Consider the following 20,097-nt stretch of genomic DNA (forward strand, 5'->3'; position numbering starts at 1 on the left):
CCCGCAACGCCCGAGTCGACCGACCTCGTCGACGAACCGGCGCCCGCCGTCAAGAAGGCGGCCAGCCGGCGCAAGCCGCGGCCGTCGGTCCCCTCGTGGGACGACATCATGTTCGGCGCCAAGCGCGACTGACCCCGCTCACGGCGAGGTCCCAGCCAGGGTTCGCCACCTCGCGCGTCGACAATCCACCACGGTCCGAGTCGCGGCGCCTCACACCTGAGTCCGTCGTCGAGCTGCGGATCGTTGTGGTGAGGCGCCCGATACGGGTCGATCCGCCTCACCGTGGTCAGGGAGTCACATCGCGGGCGGCGGGACCGGGCAGATGTCCAGCCCGAACGGCAGCATGTCGGGCGACAGGGCGGCCGCTCGGGCCGCGTGCGACGTCATCCGGCGCATGTGGTGCCGACGGCACAGCACCTCGTACTCGACGAGTCCGCTCGCCGCGGGCGAGGTGTCGCCGACGACGACCTGCTCGCCCTCGACGACCATGACGCCGTTCAGGACGCGCGCGTTGTGGGTGGCGCGCCGACCGCACCAGCACAGCGCCTCGACCTGGAGCTCCTGGACCCGGTCGGACAGCTCGATCAGCCGTTGCGAACCGGGGAAGAGGGTCGCCCGGAAGTCCGCCGTGATCCCGAACGCGAAGACGTCCAGACCCATCTCGTCCACCAGCCGGGCCAGCTGCTCGACCTGCGCGGGCGTGTAGAACTGCGCCTCGTCGCAGATGAGGTAGTCCACCCGCCCGCCCGCGGTGGCCATCCCGACGACCTCCTCCCAGAGGTCGAGGTCGTCGGTCACCTCGAGGGCAGGGGTGGACAGACCGAGCCGTGAGGACAGGACCGCCGTCCCGGCGCGGTCGAGCTTGGTGAAGATGAGCCCGGCGCGACCACGAGCCGCATGGTTGTGGTGCATCTGCAGGGCGAGCGTGGACTTCCCGCAGTCCATCGTGCCGTTGAAGAAGACGAGCTCTGCCACGGCCGGTCACTCTAGCTGTGGGCGCGCGGGGCATGGGGAGCGAAGCGGAGTGGCCCAGGCCGGGGTTCCCGGAGGAGCGAGGCGGACAACCTCGTGGAGTGGCTAAACGGTGCGGGCCGCAACCGTGACGAACGGTATGCCGCGCTCCTCGTCGGTGACCGACCCGTGAAGCCCGCGCAGGCGCAGCAGCTCGGGTCGCATCCGGGCCGTGTCGACGACCGCGCCGTCGTCGAGCATGATGGCGAGGACGTCACCGATCCGGTCCCGAACCTCGGGACGCACCGCACCGAACCACCCGGCGTCGACCATCTCGTCACGGGTTCCCAGCCAGGCCCGGTCGGCCAGCCGGTCCTGCCACCGTTGCACGACCTCGGCCGGTGTCGTGCCCGGCGACAGGTACAGCTGGGCAGCTCGAGGCTCTCCGGCCACGTGGCGGACGCCGGTCAGCAGGTCCGGCTCCCCCGCCAGGTCGACCCGGTGCGCGAACGGTACGTCGACCATCCCGTGGTCGGCGGTGACGTGGATCGCGGTGCCGGCCGGGACGCGGGTCGCCAGCGACGACAGGTGGCGGTCGACCGACTCGAGCTCGTCGACCCACTCCCACGACGCCGGCCCGTGGACGTGCCCGACCTTGTCCAGCTCACCCCAGTAGAGGTAGACGAGCGCGTGCGGCGAGGCCTTGACCGCGTCGACCGCCGCCGAGACGCGGTCGGCCATCGACGACGCCGCCCTGAACCGGCCGCCCCGCAGCGCGGCGTTGGTCAGACCCGAGCCGTCGAAGAAGCCCGGCCCGACCCGGGTCACCTCGACCCCGTCGAGCAGGACCTCCTGGAACACCGTCGACGTCGGCTGCCACCGGAACGGGTCGGGGCCGTTCTCCCATGACAGCTCGTTGAAGACGAGGTCGCGCTCGGGGTCGAGCACCTCGTACCCCACCAGGCCGTGCTGGCCCGGCGGCGTCCCCGTCCCGAACGAGCCCATCGAGGTCGCCGTGGTCGACGGGAAGCCGCTGTCCAGCCGGAGGGTGGAGTCGAGGTTGGCCCGCAGGAACGGAGCGTGACCCGAACGCCGCACGAGCTGCTCGTAGCCGAGTCCGTCGACGAGCACGACGACCGCCCTGTCGGCCGGCCCGAGCCCGAGACCGGGCACCGTCGCATACCGGCTCGACCCGAGGCTTCGCGCCACGGCGGGCAGCACCGAGGCGAGGGAGCCCGACCGGTAGTCCGGGGCGGCTGGCAGCACGCGCGCGGGGAGGACGGTCAGGACCGGACGGGTCCGCCGATGGAACCGGAGAGCGAGCGGGCGAAGCCGAGCGCGTCGGTGAGCGCCCGGTCGCCGTCGGCGTCGGCGCTGATCCGCAGGGAGATGTCGTCGGACGCGACGGTGCCCTCGAAGCCATGGTCGGCGTCGCACTCAGGGTCGCCGCAGGTGGCCGGGACGATGTCGATCCGGGCGACGGCACCCCAGCCGATCGTGAGGGTGATCTCGCGCCCAAGGGTCCCGGGCACGTAGGTGTCCGGCGAGCTGATCACGTGGGTGAGCATCACGCCGCGGACCGAGGTCAGCGGGACCGTCTCGCTCGTCGCCGTGGCGACCGGCAGGGTGGCCTCGCCCTCGACGCCGGTACCGACCTCGTGGTCGTCGGCGTGGGCGATGACCAGCCGGGTGGGGGTCATCGCGAGCACGGTGATGTGGCGTCGGACGGCGTCCTGGTCGAACGTCGTCTCCTGGTGGACGAGGTGCGCGACGACGGCGTCCGGGCCCAGGGCGGACTCGACGACGTCCGCGACGAGCGCCGGGTAGTAGCCGGCCCGCTCGATGGCGGCCGTGAGGTCGGCCGGCAGCACCGGTGCTGACCGCGTGTCGCGTGGAGTGGCCATATCCGCATCCTTGCACTTCGGGGCCCGACGACCTCCCCGAGCGCTGCCGTCGCACGGGATAGCCTCGACCGCGTGACCTCGGTTCGCCGCCCCGAACCGTCGCGCGTGCTCGTCATCGTTCCCGCGTGGAACGAGGAGACGACGCTCGCCGCGGTGGTCGAGGAGACCCGACGCGCCCTCCTCGACGCCGGCGTCCCCGCCGACATCCTCGTCGTCGACGACGGCTCCGACGACGCCACGGGTGCGGTCGCCGAGGCGTCCGGTGCGTTCGTCGCGCACCTCGCCGTGAACCTGGGCGTCGGGGGGGCCATGCGGACCGGCTACCGGTATGCGCGCCGGCAGGGGTATGCGGCGACGGTCCAGGTCGATGCGGACGGACAGCACAACCCGGCCGACATCCCCGCCCTGCTCTCCGTCCTTGCCGACGGCGCCGACATCGTCATCGGTGCCCGGGTCGCCGGCGACGGCGCCTACCTCGCCCGCGGGCCGCGCCGGTGGGCGATGAGCATGCTGTCCGGCACGATCTCCCGCATCGCGCATACCCGCCTGACCGACACGACGTCGGGGTTCAAGGCCTGCGGGCCGCGGGCGATCGCGCTCTTCGCGCGCTCGTACCCCGCGGAGTACCTCGGCGACACCGTGGAGTCCCTCGTCGTCGCGGCTCGGACCCATCTCGTGATCCGCGAGGTAGGCGTCGTCATGCGGCCCCGGGCCGGTGGCCAGCCGTCGCACGGTCCGGCCCGCTCGGCGGCCTTCCTCGGGCGCGCCGTCCTCGCGCTCGGGCTGGCCCTGACCCGGCCACGGCCGGAGCTGCGTGGGACGTTCCGGCAGTACGAGGAGCTGGACGCCTGATGCTCCTCTCGCAGAGCGGCTACCCGTTCGCCCTGGTCGTGGCGGCGCTGCTCCTCATCGCCCTGTTCTGGCTGCTGCGCACGCAGCGGCTGCGGGAGAAGTACAGCGTCCTGTGGTTCGCGGTCATCGTCGGCGTGGTCCTGCTGACCTTCATCCCCTCGATCACCGGCTGGCTCACCGCTCTGGCCGGCGTCACGACCCCGATCAACCTCGTCTTCATCCTCGCCTTCCTCGTCCTGCTGGTCGTCTGCATCCAGCTGAGCATCGAGATCTCCAGCCTCGAGGAGTCGGCGCGGACGGTGGCCGAGGAGGTGGCCCTCCTGCGCCTGGAGCTGGAGCGCCGCACGGGAGGACCCGAGCAGCCGGCCCCTCCCGAGGAGTAGCCGGTTCGTGCTCTGAAGCGCGCGGAATTCCGGCTCCGGACAGCACACATCAGGTCATGACCCGCTTGTCGGCGTCCTTCCGGGTCATGGCGGGGTGGACCGAGGCCTCGGCGTCGAGCACGTCGACGCCGCCGGTCCAGGCGTTGACCGGGTTCATCTGGACGTGGTCGACCTCCGGGAGGTCGTCGGCCAGGCAGGACAGCCGGGCCACGAGGTCGGCCAGCGCCGCACGGTGCACCGGCATGGCGCCACGGTGGCCGTTCAACATCGGGGCTGCGCGCACGGCGGAGAGCAGGTCCTTCACGTCGACGTCGGTCAGCGGCGGGATGCGGTGGGCGATGTCGCCCAGCAGCTCGGTCGGCGGCCCGGCCACGGAGAAGCTCACCACCGGGCCGAAGAGCGGGTCCTCGACGCTCGAGAGCACGCAGCTCACGCCGGGAGGGGCCATCTTCTGGACGAGGAACGACCCCTCGGCGATCGGTCCGAGGCGCGAGCGCATCGACTTCATGGCGGTACGGACCACGTCGGGGCCGGCCAGGTCCGCGCGGACGCCGCTCAGTCCCGGCTGGTGCCGCAGCACCGGTGAGGTCGTCTTGAGGATCACCGGGTACCCCAGCGCGTCGGCCGCGGCCACCGCCTCGTCCGCCGAGTCCACCAGCCGCGACGCCCACACGGTGATCCCGTACGCGGCCAGCAGGCTCCTCGTCTCGGCCCGGGTCAGGGCGCGACCCTCCGGGGCGTCGGCGAGCACCTGCTCGACCAGGTCGACCGCCGCCGCCCGGTTGATGTCGACCGGGTCGACCGGGTCGCCACGATCCTTGGTCCGCCACTCGCTGTAGCGCGTCGCAGCGGCCAGCGCCCGGACGGCATCCTCGGGCATGGCATACGCGGGGACGACGCGCCGGTAGGCGTCTCCCGAGGTCTCGACCTCGAGCGCCTCGTGGACGCCGGACATCCCGAGGAACGTCGCCACGCAGGTCTTGTCGCTGGCGCGGGAGGCGTCGCGGACGGCGGCCACCACCTCCGTGTCGACGGTCTCTAGCGGGGGGATGAAACAGGTCAGGACGCTGTCGACGTCCGGGTCCTCGAACGCCTCCCGCAGGGCCGCGGCGAACTGGTCGGCGGTCGCGTCCGAGGGCAGCGAGACCGGGCCATGCGAGATCTCGAGGTCCCAGCTGAGCGCCGCCTGCGCGGTGAGGGCGCCCAGCGCGTCGGAGTTGCCGACGACGGCGACGCGCTGTCCGGCGGGCAGCGGCTGGTGGATCACCAGCTGGGCGACGTCGAACAGCTGGTGGACGTTCTCCACGCGGATGACGCCGGCCTGCCGGAGCATCGCCCCGAACGCACCGGACGGCACGTGGGTCTGCCGGACGCGGTGGCCGGGAGGAGCGCCGTAGGCGGAGACTCCCGAGGAGACGGCGATGACCGGCTTCCGCTGGGCCAGGCCGCGGGCGATCCGGGAGAACTTGCGCGGGTTGCCGATGGACTCGAGGTAGAGGCCCACTGCGGCGGTGTTGTCGTCGTCGATCCAGTACTGCATGAGGTCGTTGCCGGAGACGTCGACGCGGTTTCCCGCGGAGGCGAAGTCGGAGACGCCCAGGCCCCGGCGGTCGGCCGACGCGAGCACGGCGATCCCCAGCGCGCCGCTCTGCGCGAAGAGCCCCAGCCCGCCGGCACCGGGCAGCCGCGGGGCCAGCGAGGCGTTGAGCAGGACCTCCGGGTCGGTGTTGATCAGCCCGAACGAGTTCGGGCCGACGACCCGCAGCCCGTTCTCCCGCGCGCGGCGGCGCAGCTGCTCCTGGCGCTCGGTGCCGTCCGCACCGCTCTCGGCGAAGCCGGCCGAGGCGACGAGTAGGTAGCGCACGCCCTTCGCGGCGCACTCGTCCACGACGTCGAGCACGTTGTCTGCCGGGACGGCGAGCACGGCGAGGTCGACGGGCCCGGGGATCTCGGCGACCCTCGCGTAGGCGGGAAGTCCCTGAACTTCGAGGGCCTCGTTGTTCACCGCGTAGACCGGACCGGCATACCCGCCCGCGAGGATGTTGGCGAGGAACCGGCTACCGATGGAGGCGGCCCGGCGGCTGGCGCCGATGACGGCGATCGAGGCCGGGTGCAGCAGACCGTGCATGCTCACCGACTCGGCGCGGTGCTCCCGGGCCACTCGGACGGCGTTCGACTGCTCGGTCGGCCGGATGTCGAACGACACCTCGACCACGCCGTCCTCGAAGTGGTGGTGGACCGCGTACCCCGCCTCCTTGAAGACGTTGAGCATGCGGCGGTTCTGCGGGAGGACCTCGGCGGTGAACTGCTCCACGCCGAGCTCCTGCGCGATGGCGGCGAGATGCTCGAGCAGGACCGAGCCGATGCCCTTGCCCTGGTAGTGGTCCGAGATGTTGAAGGCGACCTCGGCGGAGCGGCGGTCGATCCGGTCCCAGCGGCCGATGCCGATGATCGCGCCCCGCACCGTCACGACGAGGGCGACGCGGTCGACGTTGTCCACATTCGTGAACCGGTGGACGTCGCGGTCGCTCAGCTCGCGGATCGGGGCGAAGAACCGCAGGTAGATCGACTCGTCCGACTGCCCCGAGTGGAAGCTGCGCAGGCCGTCGGCGTCGTCGGGACGGATCGGCCGCACATGCCCCACGGACCCGTCGCGGAGAACGACATCGGCCTCCCACCGCGACGGGTCGACACCGGCGGTCCTGCTGGTCCGGCGGTCTCGGGGCATGGGCCCATGGTTCCATCCGGTGGGCGGGCTGGCAGCATCGCTGCATGGAGTTCTCGGAGGTCGTCCGTCGCCGCCGCATGGTTCGCCGCTACGACCCGGATCGACCGGTGCCGACTGAGGTGCTGGCGGCGGTCCTCGACAACGCCTGTCGCGCTCCGAGCGCCGGTTTCAGCCAGGGCTGGGACTTCGTCGTGCTGACGGCGGCCGAGGACCGGGAGCGGTTCTGGAGGGCGTCCAAGGAGGAGGAAGAGGAGGAGACGCACTGGCTGCGCGGTATGCGGTCCGCTCCGGCCCTCGTCATCTGCTGTTCCGACCAGGAGGCCTACCTCGAGCGGTACGCCGAGGCGGACAAGGGCTGGACCGACCGCAGCGAGTCACGGTGGCCGGTGCCCTACTGGGACATCGACACCGGCATGGCCGCGCTGCTGATGCTGCTCACGGCCACCGACAACGGGCTGGGCGCGATGTTCTTCGGGGTGGCGCCGGAGTGTCACGACGAGGTGCACGAGGAGTTCGGGATCCCTCGGGAGCGCACGATCATCGGGGTCGTCGCGCTGGGGTACGAGGTACCGGGGCCCAAGAGCCCGTCGCTGAAGCGCGGCAAGCGCGGCCCGGCGGAGGTCGTCCACTGGGGCCAGTTCGGCACACACCGCTGACCAGAGGCCGGCGCGGCGCGAAGAGGCGTCGAGATGCGGATCATCGTGGTCGCAGAGCCCCTGAACGTCGCGAAGCGTCGTCGGGATGCGGATCGTCGTGGTCGTCGGCACCGGCGCATACCGGTGGGTCGCTCCGGACCGGCGCCGCGGGGTGGGCCAAGATGGGGACGGCCCATCCACGCAAGGAGCACCAGCCCGTATGCCGCGCAGCACCACGCGTACGCCCTCGACCCCTGACGAGCCGGTCGAGGAACGCATCATCGACATCGACGTCGAGGAGGAGATGCGCAACGCCTTCCTGGAGTACTCGTACTCCGTCATCTACTCCCGCGCCCTCCCGGACGCCCGCGACGGGCTGAAGCCGGTCCAGCGACGGATCCTGTTCGGGATGAGCGAGCTGGGGCTGCGCCCCGACCGGGCCCACGTGAAGTGCCAGCGGGTCGTCGGCGAGGTCATGGGCAAGTACCACCCGCACGGCGACCAGGCCATCTACGACGCGCTCGTCCGGATGGCCCAGCCGTTCACCATGCGGCTGCCCCTCATCGACGGCCACGGCAACTTCGGCAGCCTCGACGACGGCCCCGCTGCCGCGCGCTACACCGAGGCCCGGATGGCCCCGGCCGCGCTGCTCATGGTCGGCGGCCTCGCCGAGGACACCGTCGACTTCATCCCCAACTACGACGACACCGAGACCCAGCCCGCGGTTCTCCCTGCGGCCTTCCCGAACCTGCTGGTCAACGGCGCCAGCGGGATCGCCGTCGGGATGGCCACCAACATGGCGCCGCACAACCTGGTCGAGGTCATCGGCGCGGCCCGGCACCTCATCGCGAACCCGACCTGCTCCCTCGACGACCTGATGAAGTTCGTCCCCGGGCCCGACCTGCCGGGTGGCGGCCGGGTCATCGGCCTCGACGGCATCCGCGACGCCTACCTCACCGGTCGCGGCGCCTTCCGCACTCGCGCGACGGCGCGAGTGGACGCGATCAACCCACGCCGCAAGGGGATCGTCGTCACGGAGCTCCCCTACCTGATCGGCCCCGAGAAGGTCATCGAGAAGATCAAGGACCTCGTCCAGAGCAAGCGGCTGCTGGGCATCGCCGACGTCAAGGACCTCACCGACCGCGCCCACGGCATGCAGCTGGTCATCGAGGTGAAGAACGGGTTCAACCCCGACGCCGTGCTCGAGCAGCTCTACCGGCTCACCCCGATGGAGGAGTCGTTCAACATCAACAACGTCGCCCTCGTCGACGGCCAGCCCCGGACCCTGGGGCTGAAGGACCTGCTCAAGGTCTACGTCGACTTCCGCACCGACGTCGTCCGGCGACGGACCGCATACCGGCTGGCCCGTCGCGAGGAGCGGCTGCACCTCGTCGAGGGTCTCCTCATCGCGATCCTCGACATCGACGAGGTCATCCAGCTCATCCGCGGCTCCGACGACGCGGCCACCGCCCGGGCCCGGCTGATGGACGTGTTCGACCTGTCCGAGGTGCAGGCGACCTACATCCTCGACCTGCAGCTGCGCCGGCTCACGAAGTTCTCCCGGATCGAGCTGGAGACCGAGAAGGCCGAGCTGCTGCAGCAGATCGAGGAGCTCAAGGCCATCCTCGGCGACGAGAAGCTGCTGCTCCGCACCGTGTCGTCGGAGCTGGCCGAGGTGGCCAAGGCCCACGGCACGCCGCGGCGGACGATGCTGCTGGAGTCCGCCGGTACGCCGGTGTCCAGCTCCGCCGGCGGAGCACTCCCGCTCGAGGTCACCGACGACCCCTGCTGGGTGCTGCTCTCGTCGACCGGGCTGCTCGCCCGCACCCTCACCGACGAGCCGCTGGCGAGCGCGGGCGGGCGCAGCAAGCACGACGTCATCGTCGGAGCGGTCCGGACGACCGCTCGCGGTGAGGTGGGGCTGGTCACCAGTCGCGGGCGGATGATCCGCCTCTCGGCCATGGAGCTGCCGGCGCTCCCCGACACCGCCGGTGCCCCGTCGCTCGGCGGGGGCGCTCCACTTGCCGCTTACGTCGACCTGCCCCGAGGGGAGGAGCCGCTGACCCTGGCCTCGGTGTCGACCGACTCTCCGGGCCTCGCCCTCGGGACCGCCCAGGGCGTGGTCAAGCGGGTCACCACCGACTACCCAGCGCGCAGCGACTTCGAGCTGATCGGGCTCAAGGACGGCGACACCGTGGTGGGGGCCGCCGCGGCCGACGACCGTACCGACCTCGTCTTCATCACCAGTGACGCCCAGCTGCTGCACTTCCCGGCGTCGCAGGTGCGCCCGCAGGGTCGCCCCGCTGGTGGCATGGCCGGGATCAAGCTCACGTCCGGGCACCGGGCGGTCTGGTTCGGCGTCGTCGACCCGGCAACCGACCCGGTCGTGGTGACGTCGAGTGGGTCGTCCGGCGCCCTCCCCGGCACCGAGGCCGGTGCGCTCAAGGTGACGCCGTATGCGGAGTACCCCGCCAAGGGTCGGGCCACCGGCGGCGTGCGCTGTCACCGGTTCCTCAAGGGCGAGGACATCCTCGTGCTCGCCTGGGCCGGCGGGACCCCCGCCCGGGCGGCCGCGGCCAACGGCGTCGCGGTCGAGCTGCCGCCCGCCACCGGCAGACGGGACGGCTCGGGTACGCCGGTCGGCACGGTGATCGCGCGGATCGCCGGTCCGCTGAGCACCCCGTCGTGACGACGGTCCATCACGACGGCTCGCACAGCCATGGCCGCAGTGCCCCCGACGCGTGCTCCGTGGAGTGGGACGCCGCGACGACCGAGTCGCTCTACGGCACCGCGGCGCCGGCGCGCTTCTGGGTGGCCGTCGAGCAGAACGGACCGTGGGGACGCACCGCGGCGACCCAGTCGTACCTTCCGACCGACGTCGGCGACGAGCTGACGCGCGCGTGCCGGGCGGCCGGGGGACGCCTCGGCCTGATCCGCCGGCCCGGCGAGCACGCCGACCCGCGTACCGGTCCTCGGCTCTGCTACCTCGCCTGGAGCGGGCCGAACGCGTTCCTCCTGGTCGGCCGCATGGAGACTCCGGAGGACCTGCTACGGCTCCCGTTCGAGGCGCTGGCGTCGGGAGACCTCGAGGCCGTCCGCGCCGCGCTGCCCCAGTTCCGGCCCAGCGAGCCGATTTTCCTCGTCTGCACCAACGGGCGGCACGACGTCTGCTGCGCGATCCGCGGGCGGCCGGTGGCCCTGACCGGGCACCAGCGCCACCCCGGGCGGGTCTGGGAGTGCTCGCACACCGGCGGTCATCGCTTCTCCCCCACTGGAGTGCTGCTGCCCTGGGGTCGCACGCTCGGCCGTCTCGACATGACGTCGGTCGGCGAGCTGCTCGAGTCCGCAGACCTGGGCGACCTGCCGTTCGGGATGCTGGGGCCGTGGCACGACCGCGGGAGCAGCGCTTATGCGCCCCCCGTCCAGGTGGGCGAGTCCGCGGTCCGCGACGAGATCGGCGAGACCGACCTCGACGCCCTCACCGCCGTGCTCTACGCGCCGCTCGAGGTCCGCGTGTCCCACCGCGACGGCCGCCGGTGGACCGTCGCCCTATCCGTGGTGGAGGGTGAGCGCCGCCGCAACTCCTGTGGGGAGCCCGAGGTACCGGCCCGCACCTGGACCGCGTCCGTCCGGCCGGTCTGACCCCGGTCTGCCCCGACGGGACGAATCCTCGGCCGGCGAGCGTTGTGCGGGCATGGCAACCATCCCCACCGAGCTTGTCGACCTGGTCCAGTCGGGTCCGATGGCCCACGTGACAACCCTCAACGCCGACGGGTCGCCGCAGGTGTCCGTCGTCTGGGTGGGCCTGGACGGCGACGACCTCGTGACCGGCCACCTGCACCACGGGGCCAAGATGCGCAACGTCGAGCGGGACCCGCGCACCGTCATCTCCATGGACGCTCCTCGCACGCCGGGCGTGTTCCTCAACCCCTACGCGGTGGTCCACGCCCACGCGACGGTCGAGCCCAGCGACGAGGCGTGGGACCTGCTGGACCGGCTGGCCAAGGTCTACGTGTCGCCGGAGACGACCTTCCCGGCCCCGCAGCGGCCGGGGTTCGTCATCCGCTACCGGGTCGACCGGATCGGCGGCGTGGGCCCCTGGGTCGCGAGCGGGTCCTAGCGGCGGGCGTCCACGAAGGCCAACATCTGGCGCCACGCGTCGGAGCAGGCGTCCTCCCACTCCGCGAACGAGCGGTCGAAGAACGAGTGCGGCGCGCCCGCGTACTCGACGAAGACGTGGTCGACCGCACCGTCGGTCAACGCCTGGTCGAACGCGGCGTTCTCCTCGGGCGAGGTGGCCGCGTCGGCGCCGGCGGCCAGCACGAGTACCGGCGCGGTCATCGACGGGACGAGGTCCATGACGGCGGGCGGCTTCCCGTAGAAGCCCATGCAGCCGGCCGCGCCGAGGTCGGTCGCGGCGAGCGCCCACGACTCGCCACCGAACTTGCAGAACCCCAGCGTGAACACCGGGTCGTCGCTGCGCTCGGCCAACCGGTCCTTCGCGACGTGTGCGTCGGCGAGCAGCGTGGACCGTTCCATGGCCTGCGCGTGCGGGCGGAAGTCGAAGTCCTCGCCGCGGTCGGTGAGGCCGGCCGTACGCGCGTACGGGTCTATTGCGACGGTGTCGATCCCGGCCTGGGCGAACGCGATCGCGAGGTCCGAGTAGTACGGGTGCATCCCGCGGATGTCCGGCAGCAGGACGAGCGAGGCTCCTCGTCGGGTCACCGGGACGGCGTCGTATGCGGCGAAGCGGGTGCCGTCCGCTGAGGTCAGGACGGTCGGCCCGTGGTCTCCCACGTCGCTCGACCGGGGCGGCAGGGGCGGGTGCTGGTCGCTCGAGAAACACATGGTTGGAGTCTGCACCCACCCGTCGGGAGCTAGGCGACGAACGGCTGGGACGCGGCCGTGAGCCGGGCCAGCTCGTCGGCGGTCAGCTCCAGGTCGGCCGAGGAGAGCAGCGTCGACACCTGCTCCGGGGTACGCGCGCTGGCGATCGGCGCGCCCACCGTCGGCTGGGCGCGCAGCCAGGCGAGCGAGACCGCCGTGACCGACGCGTCGTGGGCCGCAGCGACCTCGTCCAGCGATGACAGCAGGCCCGCACTGCCCGGGTGGTCGAGGTAGCGGCCTGCGGACTGGGCGCGGGCGGACTGGACCGGCTGACCGGCTCGGTACTTGCCGGTGAGGAACCCGGCGGCCAACGACGCATACGGGAGCTCGACCACCCCGCGGTCGGCGAGGGTCGGCAGCAGCTCGCCCTCGATGCCGCGCTCGACGAGGCTCCACTTGTCCTGCGCGACGGTGAACCCGGTGAGACCCTGGTCGGCGGCGAGGTCGAGAGCACCGCGCAGCCGACCGGAGCTGAAGTTGGACGCGCCGACCTCCCGGACCTTCCCCGCCTGCACGAGCGAGTCGAAGGCGACGACGTACTCCTCCTGCGGCACCTCAGGGTCGTCCTGGTGGGCGTAGTAGAGGTCGATGTGGTCTGTGCGCAGCCGCCGCAGCGAGTCCTCCGCGGCGAGGACGATGTTGCGAGCGCTGAGGCCGGGCCGGTCGCGCTTGCTCGACACCTTGGTGTGGATCTCGAGCCGGTCTCGGCAACCGCGCTCGGCCATCCAGTCGCCGATCTGCGCCTCGGACTCGCCGCCCACGTTGCCGGGGACGAACTGCGTGTAGGAGTCGGCGGAGTCGATCGACCGGCCGCCGCCGTCGAGGAAGGCGTCGAGGACGGCGTAGGCGTCGTCGCGGCCCACCGTCCAGCCGAAGACGTTGCCGCCGAACACCACCGGGCCGAAGCTGAGCGAGGTCACCACCTCACCCTGTCAGCCACGGGCTGGGAGGTGCCTGGCGGGGTCGGCCTACCAGGGCTTGTCGACCGGCGGCTTGGTCACGGCGCCGTTCTGCTCGTCGCCCTGCTGCCGCTGCTGGAGGTTCTCCTGCGTCTTCTCGTCGAGCTGCTGCTGCTTGTCCTGGCTCGGCTGGTCCTGCTGCTGGTTCTGCTGGTTCTGCTGGTCCTGCTGCTGCTGGTTCTGGTCCTGTGCCTGCTGCTGGGCGTCCCGCAGCTGCTGGCCCTCCTCGTCCTGTGCGTCACCCTCGAAACAGCTGGGCGGCGCTTCGTTCACCACCTGCTGCACGCGGTCGAGGTACTGCTTCGCCTGGTCGGCGTGCCCGGCGTTCTGCGCCGCCTGGCCGAGCTTCTCGAGGCTGAGCGCGAGGTTGACCCGGATCTGGCAGGCCTCGCGAGAGTCTGGGGGCGCCAGGACGAGGGACTCCTCGAACGCCGCACGGGCGCCCTCGTAGTCCCCCGCGAGCACGCGGGCGTCGCCACGGGCGAACGGGGCCTTGTGCGCCTCGATGAGGTTGAGGAGGCCGAGCCGTCTCGCGGCGTCCTCCGTCCCGGTCACGTTGCCGGCGGTGTACGAGCTCAAGGCCTGGTCGCCCAGCGAGACCATCGTCAGCAGCTTGGTGGCGACGAGCGCCAGGAGGACGACGAACGGCAGCGACCAGAGGATGAGCCGTTTGCGCAACCGCAGCCGGGCCGCCCGCGCCTCGTCGGTCTCCGGGTCGGTGGCCAGCATCCGCCACCAGGGTCGGTCGGAGCCGTCGTCGTCGCGCGGCTCACGGCCGCCGGACTCTGGTCGCAACGGGCTTATCGTCGTCATGGCCGACCGCCCGTTCCGGACGTCTCGACCGCACGCGGTGCCGTGGGGTCCAGAGGTGGCGCTGGGTCGGTCGGGAATCGGCGGTCGTGCCCACGACTGCGAATCCGGCTGGGACGCAACGCAGCCAGCCGCATACCGGCTCTCGGGGAGATCTGTAGCCCGGCGGTGGAGGCGACCGGGCGGGCCGGACGACGTGCTCGCGATGCGGCGGCGACCAGGGCTCCCAGCTCCCAGGCCGCGAGGAGGGCCACGAGGAGCAGGGCGACCCAGCCGAGCTCCGACCGGCCGCCGACGATCTCGGCGGACTCGGTGGCCCGCAGCGGAGCCAGCTCCTTGAGCTGGATCGACCCGATGATGCCCAGCCCGCCGTCGTCGGTGGTGCGGTGGACGTAGGGCACACCGAGCTGCTTGGCGATTGCGGTGAGCTGCTTCTCGTCGATCACCGAGACCGCGGGCTTGCCGGTCGACGGGTCGACGATGTCGCCGGTCTCGAACGCCGCCGTGATCGCCATCCGACCGCCGGCCGCCGTGCCGTAGCCGAGGACCGCACCGCCGTTGATGAGCTGGCCGTCGACGTCGAACGGCCGGGGGTCCTGCGCGGCCGTCTGCTCGCCGTCACCGAGGTAGAAGACGAGCCGGGCGCGTTCCGGGTGGGTGTCGCGTCCCCGCTCGAGAGCGGTGCGCAGCTGGGGCGACGCGATGGTGATGCTCGAGCCCCGCGACCAGACCGAGGTCTCCGGACGAAGGGTGTCGGCGGCCGCGGACACCGCGGCGCCGTCGCTCGTCAGCGGGAGCCGCAGCGTCGTGTCGATGTCGAAGGTCATCAACGCGAACCGCGCCCCGGTCAGCTGGTTGACCAGCGCCTTGATGTCGGTGCGGACGCCCTCGAGGCGCGGCCTGGCGTCGCCGTAGTCGCGGGCCATCACTGACGACGTGGTGTCGACGACGAGGTAGACGTCGACCGCGCTGGCGTCGACCCGGACGTCGTTGCCCGGGATGGCTGGCCGGAGGGCGGCGACCAGCAGCAGGACGACGATGGCGGTCCGCCGGCCGCGGGCGACCGTCGACTCCGACCGCTCGCGGGGGCCGGCCGGCCACCAGACGAGGGCCAGCCCGATCGCGGTGAGGAGGAACAGCACCGGCCAGGGCGCCACCGGCAGGAACGACAGACCCGAAAGCGCGTTCATCGTCGCCACCGGATCCGCCGGATGCCCAGGAACCCCAGCACCGCGAGCGCCGCCAGGGCGATCGGGACGCCGGGCACGTCGTGGATGACCGTGCGCGGCGCACTGGGGATCCGGGTCGCCTCACGCGCGGTCACCGCCTCCAGCGTTCGACGCACGGCACTCACGTCGTTGAGGGCGAAGTAGATGCCGCCCGTGGCCTCGACGACCTGGCGCATCTCAACCGCCGCGCTGGACGACGGGTTGTCGGAGGGATTCATGCCGTAGACCTGGATACCGGCCGCCTTGGCCAGCTGGCCGCCCTCCGGCATGGTGAACAGCGACTTGCCCGCGGCCTCGTTGTCGGAGGCGAGGATGACCGACCGGGCGCGCTGCAGCTCGGGGTGGTCGAAGCTGCGGACGCAGGTCGCCAGACCGTCACCGATGAGGGAGCTGCCCGCACCGTTGAGCGTGCCGGCGAAGAACGGGTCCTTGCCGTCGACGAGGGTTAGCGAGCGCTGTGCGCGGCGCAGCTGGTCGCCGACGAAGTCGTAGTCGTCGGTGAGCGGAAAGACCGGCACCGCCGAGCTGTTGAAGATCACCATCGAGATCCGCTCGCCGCGGAACCCGTCGGCCAGCCGCAGGAAGGTCGAGACGACCTCGGCGTCGACGTCGATCATCGACCCCGACACGTCGAGGCAGAGGACGATGTCGCGGTTGTCCTTCTGGTCGACGAGGGTCACCCGCTGGACCGGACGAGCCGCCCCGAGGACCGCGGCCACGGCGAGGAGGCCGACGAGCGCGACACCGCCCGCGACCAGCCACCGTTGGCGACGGACGGCCCGGTGGTACTCCGGCAGGGTGCGCAGCAGCTCGGTGTTGGCCAGCGCCACAGGTACCGGCTCGCCGCGACGGCGGAGCACGAGCCACACCACCATGGCGACCACGACGGCTGCGCCGAGGGCCGGCAGGACGAGCAGCGGTTGGCTCAGGGTGCCGCCCAGGAACGGGGCCAGGGCCGTCTCCAGCCAGGTCAGGTCCACTCGGCCACCACCTGACGCGCGTACGTGGCCGCTTGGAAGACCGAGGTGTGCCGGTCAGGGCCGAACTCGACCGGGTAGATGCCCCGCACGACCTCGGTGACCGGCGCGAGCATCGGGTTCCGTGAGTGGCCGAGCTCGGAGAGGGTCATCGTCGGCGCGCTGATCCCGGACGCCTCCTGGACGAACTGGCGCAGGGCGAGACTGAGCTCCTGGTGGGCGCGCCGGGCGTCGATGTCCCCCGCGTCGGCGAGCCGGACGATCTCGTCGATGCGCTCGATGTAGTCGCCCTTGAGCCGCGCCATCCGCCAGCCGGCCGGGGGTTCCGGTTCCCGCGGCGTGCGGCCCGGCCGGGTCTGGGCCCAGATGACGACGGCCCACCCGACGATCGCCATGAGGATGACGATCCCCAGGTAGAGCCAGACCGGCGAGTAGGTCATGGGGGCGTAGAAGTCAGCGGCCACGGCGGCGCTGCCTCTCGAGCATCCGGAACATCGTCCCCAGAACCTTGTCGGTCGAGCCGACGCGAACGTGGACGATGCCGAGCCCCTCCAGGGTCGACTCGAGGGCCTTGCGACGGGCCTCCACGGCGGTGGCGTATGCGTCGTGCAGGCGCGCGTCGAAGCGGACCTCGGGCGCCAGGACGACGTCCTCCCCCACGTCGACGGCACTGTTGCCATGACCGGCGGCCGTGGGGTCGGCGTCCTCGACGGTGACCCAGAGGATCTCGTGCTGCGCGTGAAGCCGGCGGACGAGGTTGACGTCCGCCTCCGCCAGCTCGTGCTCGTCGGCCACGATGACGAGGAGCAGCCGCTGCCGGTAGTGAGTACCGACGTACTCGAGCTGGTCGCGGATCCGGCTCTTCGGCGACGCCAGAGTGGTGTGGGCCTGGATGACCCGGAGGAGCCGCTCGAGGTGGCCCTCTCGACCCTGCGCCGCATATCCGTGGGTCGCCTCGGAGTCGCCCTCGACCAGGCCGACCAGGTCGCCGTGCCGCAGCCCGAGGTAGCCGAGCATCCCGACCAGGGTGATCGCGACCGCCGACTTCGGCTCGCCACTCGTTGTCTGGGCGGCCATCCCGCGGCCGGTGTCGACGACGAAGAGGAGGGTCTGAGTGCGGCTGGCGATCCACCGCTTGACCAGCGGGCTGCCGTGCCGGGCGGTCGCCTTCCAGTCGATGTCGCGGACCTCGTCGCCGATCACGTACTCGCGCAGGTCGTCGTAGTCGAGACTGCGCCCGCGGAACACCGACGCGTACTCGCCGTCGAGCAGACCCCAGGTACGCCGGTGAGCGACGATGAAGAGCTTGCTCTTCACTGGGGTCAGCAGCGCGGGCACGGAAGCGGCTTTCCTTGTCGGGGCTACGGCGTACGGACGGTGGCGACGAGCGCGTCGACGACGGTCTCGACGCGCGTGTCGTCGGCGATCGCCTCGAACCCGAGGACGACGCGGTGACGCAGCACTCGATGGGCCAGCGCCTTGATGTCCTCCGGCACGACGTGGTCGCGCCCGGCGAGGATGGCCCGGGCCCGGGCGGCCTGGGTGAAGGCGATGCTCCCGCGCGGGCTGGCGCCGAACTCGACGTAGCGCGCGAGATCGGGGGCGATGTAGGTCTCCGAGTGGCGGGTGACGTAGACCAGGCCGACGGCGTAGCGGACGATCGCCGGGTCCAGGTAGACGCGTCGGGTCAGCTCCTGCAGCCGCATGACGTCGTCGATGCCGACCACGGGCTTCTGGTCCTCGCGGAAGACGCCGGCGTCGATCCGGTAGAGGACCTCGGCCTCCTCCTCGAGGGTCGGGTAGTCGAGGACGTCCTTGAGCATGAACCGGTCGAGCTGCGCCTCGGGCAGGACGTAGGTGCCCTCCTGCTCGATGGGGTTCTGGGTGGCGAGGACCAGGAACGGCGCCGGCAGCGGGTACGCCTGGCCGCCGATGGAGGTCTGCCGCTCCTGCATCGCCTCGAGCATGGCGCTCTGGGTCTTGGCCGAGGCGCGGTTGATCTCGTCGAGCAGGACGATGTTGGCGTGCACCGGGCCGAGGTGCGTGGTGAAGCCCGCGGTCGACGCGTCGTAGACCTGGGTGCCGACGATGTCGCTGGGCAGCAGGTCGGGGGTGCACTGGATCCGGCTGAACGACCCGCTGACGGCGTGGGCCAGCGTCGACGCGGCGGTCGTCTTGGCCAGGCCGGGGACGCTCTCCAGAAGGATGTGACCCCCGGTCAGCAGTCCGATCAGCAGCGTCTCCTGCAACCGGCCCTGACCGACGACCTTGCCGCCGAACGCCTCCGACAGCCGCTCCAACGTGTCTCCCGCCCACGACACCTCGTCGGTGCGCAGGACGGGTCCGGAGGGCTGTTCCACCGCGTCATCGTAAACAACGTTGGTATGCGCCGCCGCCAGTCCGCATACCGGCTCGCCCCGCTGGCCATCCGGTATGCCTGTACCCATGGCCGACGACCCGCTGCTGCTGCGCCAGACCGTCCTCGACACCACCGATGCCCGTGGCCTGGCCGAGTTCTACCGCGAGCTCCTCGGACTCGCGTACCGGCCGGGCGACGAGCCCCCGCCAGGGGAGCAGGACGACGAGCGCGGTCGGGACTGGCTGGTGCTCCGCAACCCGGGCGGCAGCCAGCTCGCCTTCCAGCAGGTCGACGACCTGCCGCCGTCGACCTGGCCGGGGCCCGGCGTCCCGCAACAGCTGCACCTGGACCTCGCCGTCACCACCCGGCAAGCCTTCGAGCGGGAGCATGACCGAGCGCTCGCACTCGGCGCCCGGCTGTTGCTCGACCGTTCCGACGACGAGGACGAACCGCTCTACGTCTACGCCGACCCGGTGGGACACCCCTTCTGCATCTTCGTGGCACCGCCCCCGGCAGCCGCCGACTAGGTCCCGGTGAGCGCTCAGAGTGCGTGTCAGAGTGCGGTCGGTGCGGCCCTGACGACACCCGGCGGGTTCTGACGCGACCTCTGCCCACTCCGTGACGGGCGCGGCGACACCCCTCCGGAGACGTCGCGGGTCATGTCGCGGGTCATGTCGCGGGTCATGTCGTGATCACGACCTCAGGCGCGACATGACCCGCGACGTGAAGCACCCGTCTACGAGGCCCGATCGCCTGACACCCCAACGCGGGTTCGCGCCGGGTGGTCGACCGCCCCTCGCAGCAGACGCGCAGCCGACGTCCCTACCCTCGGAGGGTGGCCCAGTTCCCCACCGCGCTGGCCTGGCTGACCGCGCTGAGCGGTGTCCTCTGGGTCGTCCTCGAGCTGCGGCAGAGCCGGCACTCACGCCCGGAGGCGCGCCAGGGTGACCGTGGCAGCCGAGCACTCATCGGGGTCGCAGCGGTGGTGGGGATCGCGCTGGCGGTCGCCGCGTCTCGAGGGCTTCCGGGTCTCGCGATGGGCGACCGGGTGGTCGCGGCGTGGTGCGGACTGGTCCTGCTGCTGGCGGCCAGAGCGTTGCGGCAGTGGGCGTTCTGGACGTTGGGGCGGTACTTCACCTTCACCGTCCAGACCAGCGCCGACCAGGTCGTGGTGACGACTGGCCCCTACCGGTTCGTGCGACACCCGGCCTACACCGCCCTGCTCCTCGCTGCGGCTGCCGGCGGTCTCTACGTGGGCAACTGGCTGTCGCTCGCCGCCCTCGTCGTGGCGGTCACCGCGGGTCTGGTCTACCGGATCACGGTCGAGGAGCGCGCGCTGAGCAGCGACGTCGGCGCCGCGTACCGCGAGTACGCCGCGACCCATCAGCGGCTGGTCCCCTTCGTCTGGTGACCGCCGGAACCA

Annotated in this window: 20 protein-coding genes; 8 read left to right on the forward strand and 12 right to left on the reverse strand. The window is 71.8% G+C overall.

Going from position 1 to position 20,097, the window contains the following annotated elements:
* Positions 1-294: 294 nt before the first annotated feature.
* From VIG79_RS10500 to VIG79_RS10510, 3 genes are all read right to left on the reverse strand, one after another.
* Positions 295-975, reverse strand: a complete 681-nt coding sequence (locus VIG79_RS10500) for a thymidine kinase (RefSeq protein WP_331885313.1) — start codon at positions 973-975, stop codon at positions 295-297.
* Positions 976-1,077: 102 nt separating this feature from the next.
* Positions 1,078-2,217, reverse strand: coding sequence for a nucleotide pyrophosphatase/phosphodiesterase family protein (locus VIG79_RS10505; protein ID WP_331885315.1), 1,140 nt, complete (start codon positions 2,215-2,217; stop codon positions 1,078-1,080).
* Positions 2,218-2,234: 17 nt separating this feature from the next.
* The gene (locus tag VIG79_RS10510) at positions 2,235-2,855 is read right to left on the reverse strand and encodes a DUF5998 family protein (RefSeq protein ID WP_331885317.1); all 621 of its coding nucleotides are present in this window, start codon (positions 2,853-2,855) and stop codon (positions 2,235-2,237) included.
* 72 nt (positions 2,856-2,927) lie between these two features.
* Between VIG79_RS10510 and VIG79_RS10515 the strand changes: the two genes are divergently transcribed.
* Positions 2,928-3,707, forward strand: a complete 780-nt coding sequence (locus tag VIG79_RS10515; protein ID WP_331885319.1) for a glycosyltransferase family 2 protein — start codon at positions 2,928-2,930, stop codon at positions 3,705-3,707.
* Positions 3,707-4,090 carry a DUF2304 domain-containing protein gene (locus VIG79_RS10520; protein ID WP_331885321.1) on the forward strand — a complete coding sequence of 128 codons (384 nt, stop codon included), beginning with the start codon at positions 3,707-3,709 and terminating at the stop codon, positions 4,088-4,090. Before VIG79_RS10515 ends, VIG79_RS10520 begins: the two co-directional genes overlap by 1 nt.
* 49 nt (positions 4,091-4,139) lie before the next feature.
* Here VIG79_RS10520 and VIG79_RS10525 read toward each other — a convergent pair whose 3' ends face one another.
* Positions 4,140-6,818 (reverse strand): GNAT family N-acetyltransferase, encoded by a 2,679-nt coding sequence (locus VIG79_RS10525; RefSeq protein ID WP_331885323.1) that lies wholly within the window; start codon positions 6,816-6,818, stop codon positions 4,140-4,142.
* A 44-nt stretch (positions 6,819-6,862) separates the two neighbouring features.
* Between VIG79_RS10525 and VIG79_RS10530 the strand changes: the two genes are divergently transcribed.
* The 4 genes from VIG79_RS10530 to VIG79_RS10545 all read left to right on the forward strand — a co-directional run bounded on the left by VIG79_RS10530 (position 6,863) and on the right by VIG79_RS10545 (position 11,573).
* A complete protein-coding gene (locus VIG79_RS10530) occupies positions 6,863-7,474 on the forward strand; it encodes a nitroreductase family protein (protein WP_331885325.1) in 612 nt (203 codons plus the stop codon).
* Between the two features lie 199 nt (positions 7,475-7,673).
* Positions 7,674-10,142 carry a DNA topoisomerase IV subunit A gene (locus VIG79_RS10535; protein ID WP_331885327.1) on the forward strand — a complete coding sequence of 823 codons (2,469 nt, stop codon included), beginning with the start codon at positions 7,674-7,676 and terminating at the stop codon, positions 10,140-10,142.
* On the forward strand, positions 10,139-11,095 hold the full coding sequence (locus tag VIG79_RS10540) for a sucrase ferredoxin (protein ID WP_331885329.1): 957 nt from the start codon (positions 10,139-10,141) through the stop codon (positions 11,093-11,095). The genes VIG79_RS10535 and VIG79_RS10540 overlap by 4 nt, the downstream gene beginning before the upstream one ends.
* Positions 11,096-11,147: 52 nt before the next feature.
* Positions 11,148-11,573 (forward strand): PPOX class F420-dependent oxidoreductase, encoded by a 426-nt coding sequence (locus tag VIG79_RS10545; protein WP_331885331.1) that lies wholly within the window; start codon positions 11,148-11,150, stop codon positions 11,571-11,573.
* Here VIG79_RS10545 and VIG79_RS10550 read toward each other — a convergent pair.
* Genes VIG79_RS10550 through VIG79_RS10585 form a run of 8 tightly spaced genes read right to left on the reverse strand, consistent with a single transcriptional unit; the run spans position 11,570 to position 18,651 of the window.
* The gene (locus VIG79_RS10550) at positions 11,570-12,301 is read right to left on the reverse strand and encodes a dienelactone hydrolase family protein (protein WP_331885333.1); all 732 of its coding nucleotides are present in this window, start codon (positions 12,299-12,301) and stop codon (positions 11,570-11,572) included. The two genes, VIG79_RS10545 and VIG79_RS10550, sit on opposite strands and share 4 nt — an antisense overlap.
* A 29-nt stretch (positions 12,302-12,330) precedes the next feature.
* Positions 12,331-13,260 carry an aldo/keto reductase gene (locus VIG79_RS10555; RefSeq protein WP_331885335.1) on the reverse strand — a complete coding sequence of 310 codons (930 nt, stop codon included), beginning with the start codon at positions 13,258-13,260 and terminating at the stop codon, positions 12,331-12,333.
* A 48-nt stretch (positions 13,261-13,308) separates the two neighbouring features.
* A complete protein-coding gene (locus tag VIG79_RS10560; protein WP_331885337.1) occupies positions 13,309-14,112 on the reverse strand; it encodes a hypothetical protein in 804 nt (267 codons plus the stop codon).
* The gene (locus VIG79_RS10565) at positions 14,109-15,299 is read right to left on the reverse strand and encodes a vWA domain-containing protein (protein ID WP_331885339.1); all 1,191 of its coding nucleotides are present in this window, start codon (positions 15,297-15,299) and stop codon (positions 14,109-14,111) included. Before VIG79_RS10565 ends, VIG79_RS10560 begins: the two co-directional genes overlap by 4 nt.
* Positions 15,296-16,318 (reverse strand): VWA domain-containing protein, encoded by a 1,023-nt coding sequence (locus VIG79_RS10570; protein WP_331885341.1) that lies wholly within the window; start codon positions 16,316-16,318, stop codon positions 15,296-15,298. Before VIG79_RS10570 ends, VIG79_RS10565 begins: the two co-directional genes overlap by 4 nt.
* Positions 16,309-16,779 carry a hypothetical protein gene (locus VIG79_RS10575; protein ID WP_331885343.1) on the reverse strand — a complete coding sequence of 157 codons (471 nt, stop codon included), beginning with the start codon at positions 16,777-16,779 and terminating at the stop codon, positions 16,309-16,311. Before VIG79_RS10575 ends, VIG79_RS10570 begins: the two co-directional genes overlap by 10 nt.
* Positions 16,769-17,653 carry a DUF58 domain-containing protein gene (locus VIG79_RS10580; protein WP_331885345.1) on the reverse strand — a complete coding sequence of 295 codons (885 nt, stop codon included), beginning with the start codon at positions 17,651-17,653 and terminating at the stop codon, positions 16,769-16,771. Before VIG79_RS10580 ends, VIG79_RS10575 begins: the two co-directional genes overlap by 11 nt.
* Positions 17,654-17,676: 23 nt before the next feature.
* Positions 17,677-18,651 (reverse strand): AAA family ATPase, encoded by a 975-nt coding sequence (locus VIG79_RS10585; RefSeq protein WP_414672616.1) that lies wholly within the window; start codon positions 18,649-18,651, stop codon positions 17,677-17,679.
* Between the two features lie 109 nt (positions 18,652-18,760).
* Between VIG79_RS10585 and VIG79_RS10590 the strand changes: the two genes are divergently transcribed.
* Together VIG79_RS10590 and VIG79_RS10595 are read left to right on the forward strand one after the other, a co-directional pair.
* On the forward strand, positions 18,761-19,201 hold the full coding sequence (locus VIG79_RS10590; protein WP_331885347.1) for a VOC family protein: 441 nt from the start codon (positions 18,761-18,763) through the stop codon (positions 19,199-19,201).
* 308 nt (positions 19,202-19,509) lie between these two features.
* Positions 19,510-20,085, forward strand: coding sequence for an isoprenylcysteine carboxylmethyltransferase family protein (locus VIG79_RS10595; RefSeq protein WP_331885348.1), 576 nt, complete (start codon positions 19,510-19,512; stop codon positions 20,083-20,085).
* Positions 20,086-20,097: the final 12 nt, after the last annotated feature.

It is taken from the genome of Lapillicoccus sp. (assembly GCF_036559105.1).
Classification (GTDB): domain Bacteria; phylum Actinomycetota; class Actinomycetes; order Actinomycetales; family Dermatophilaceae; genus Lapillicoccus.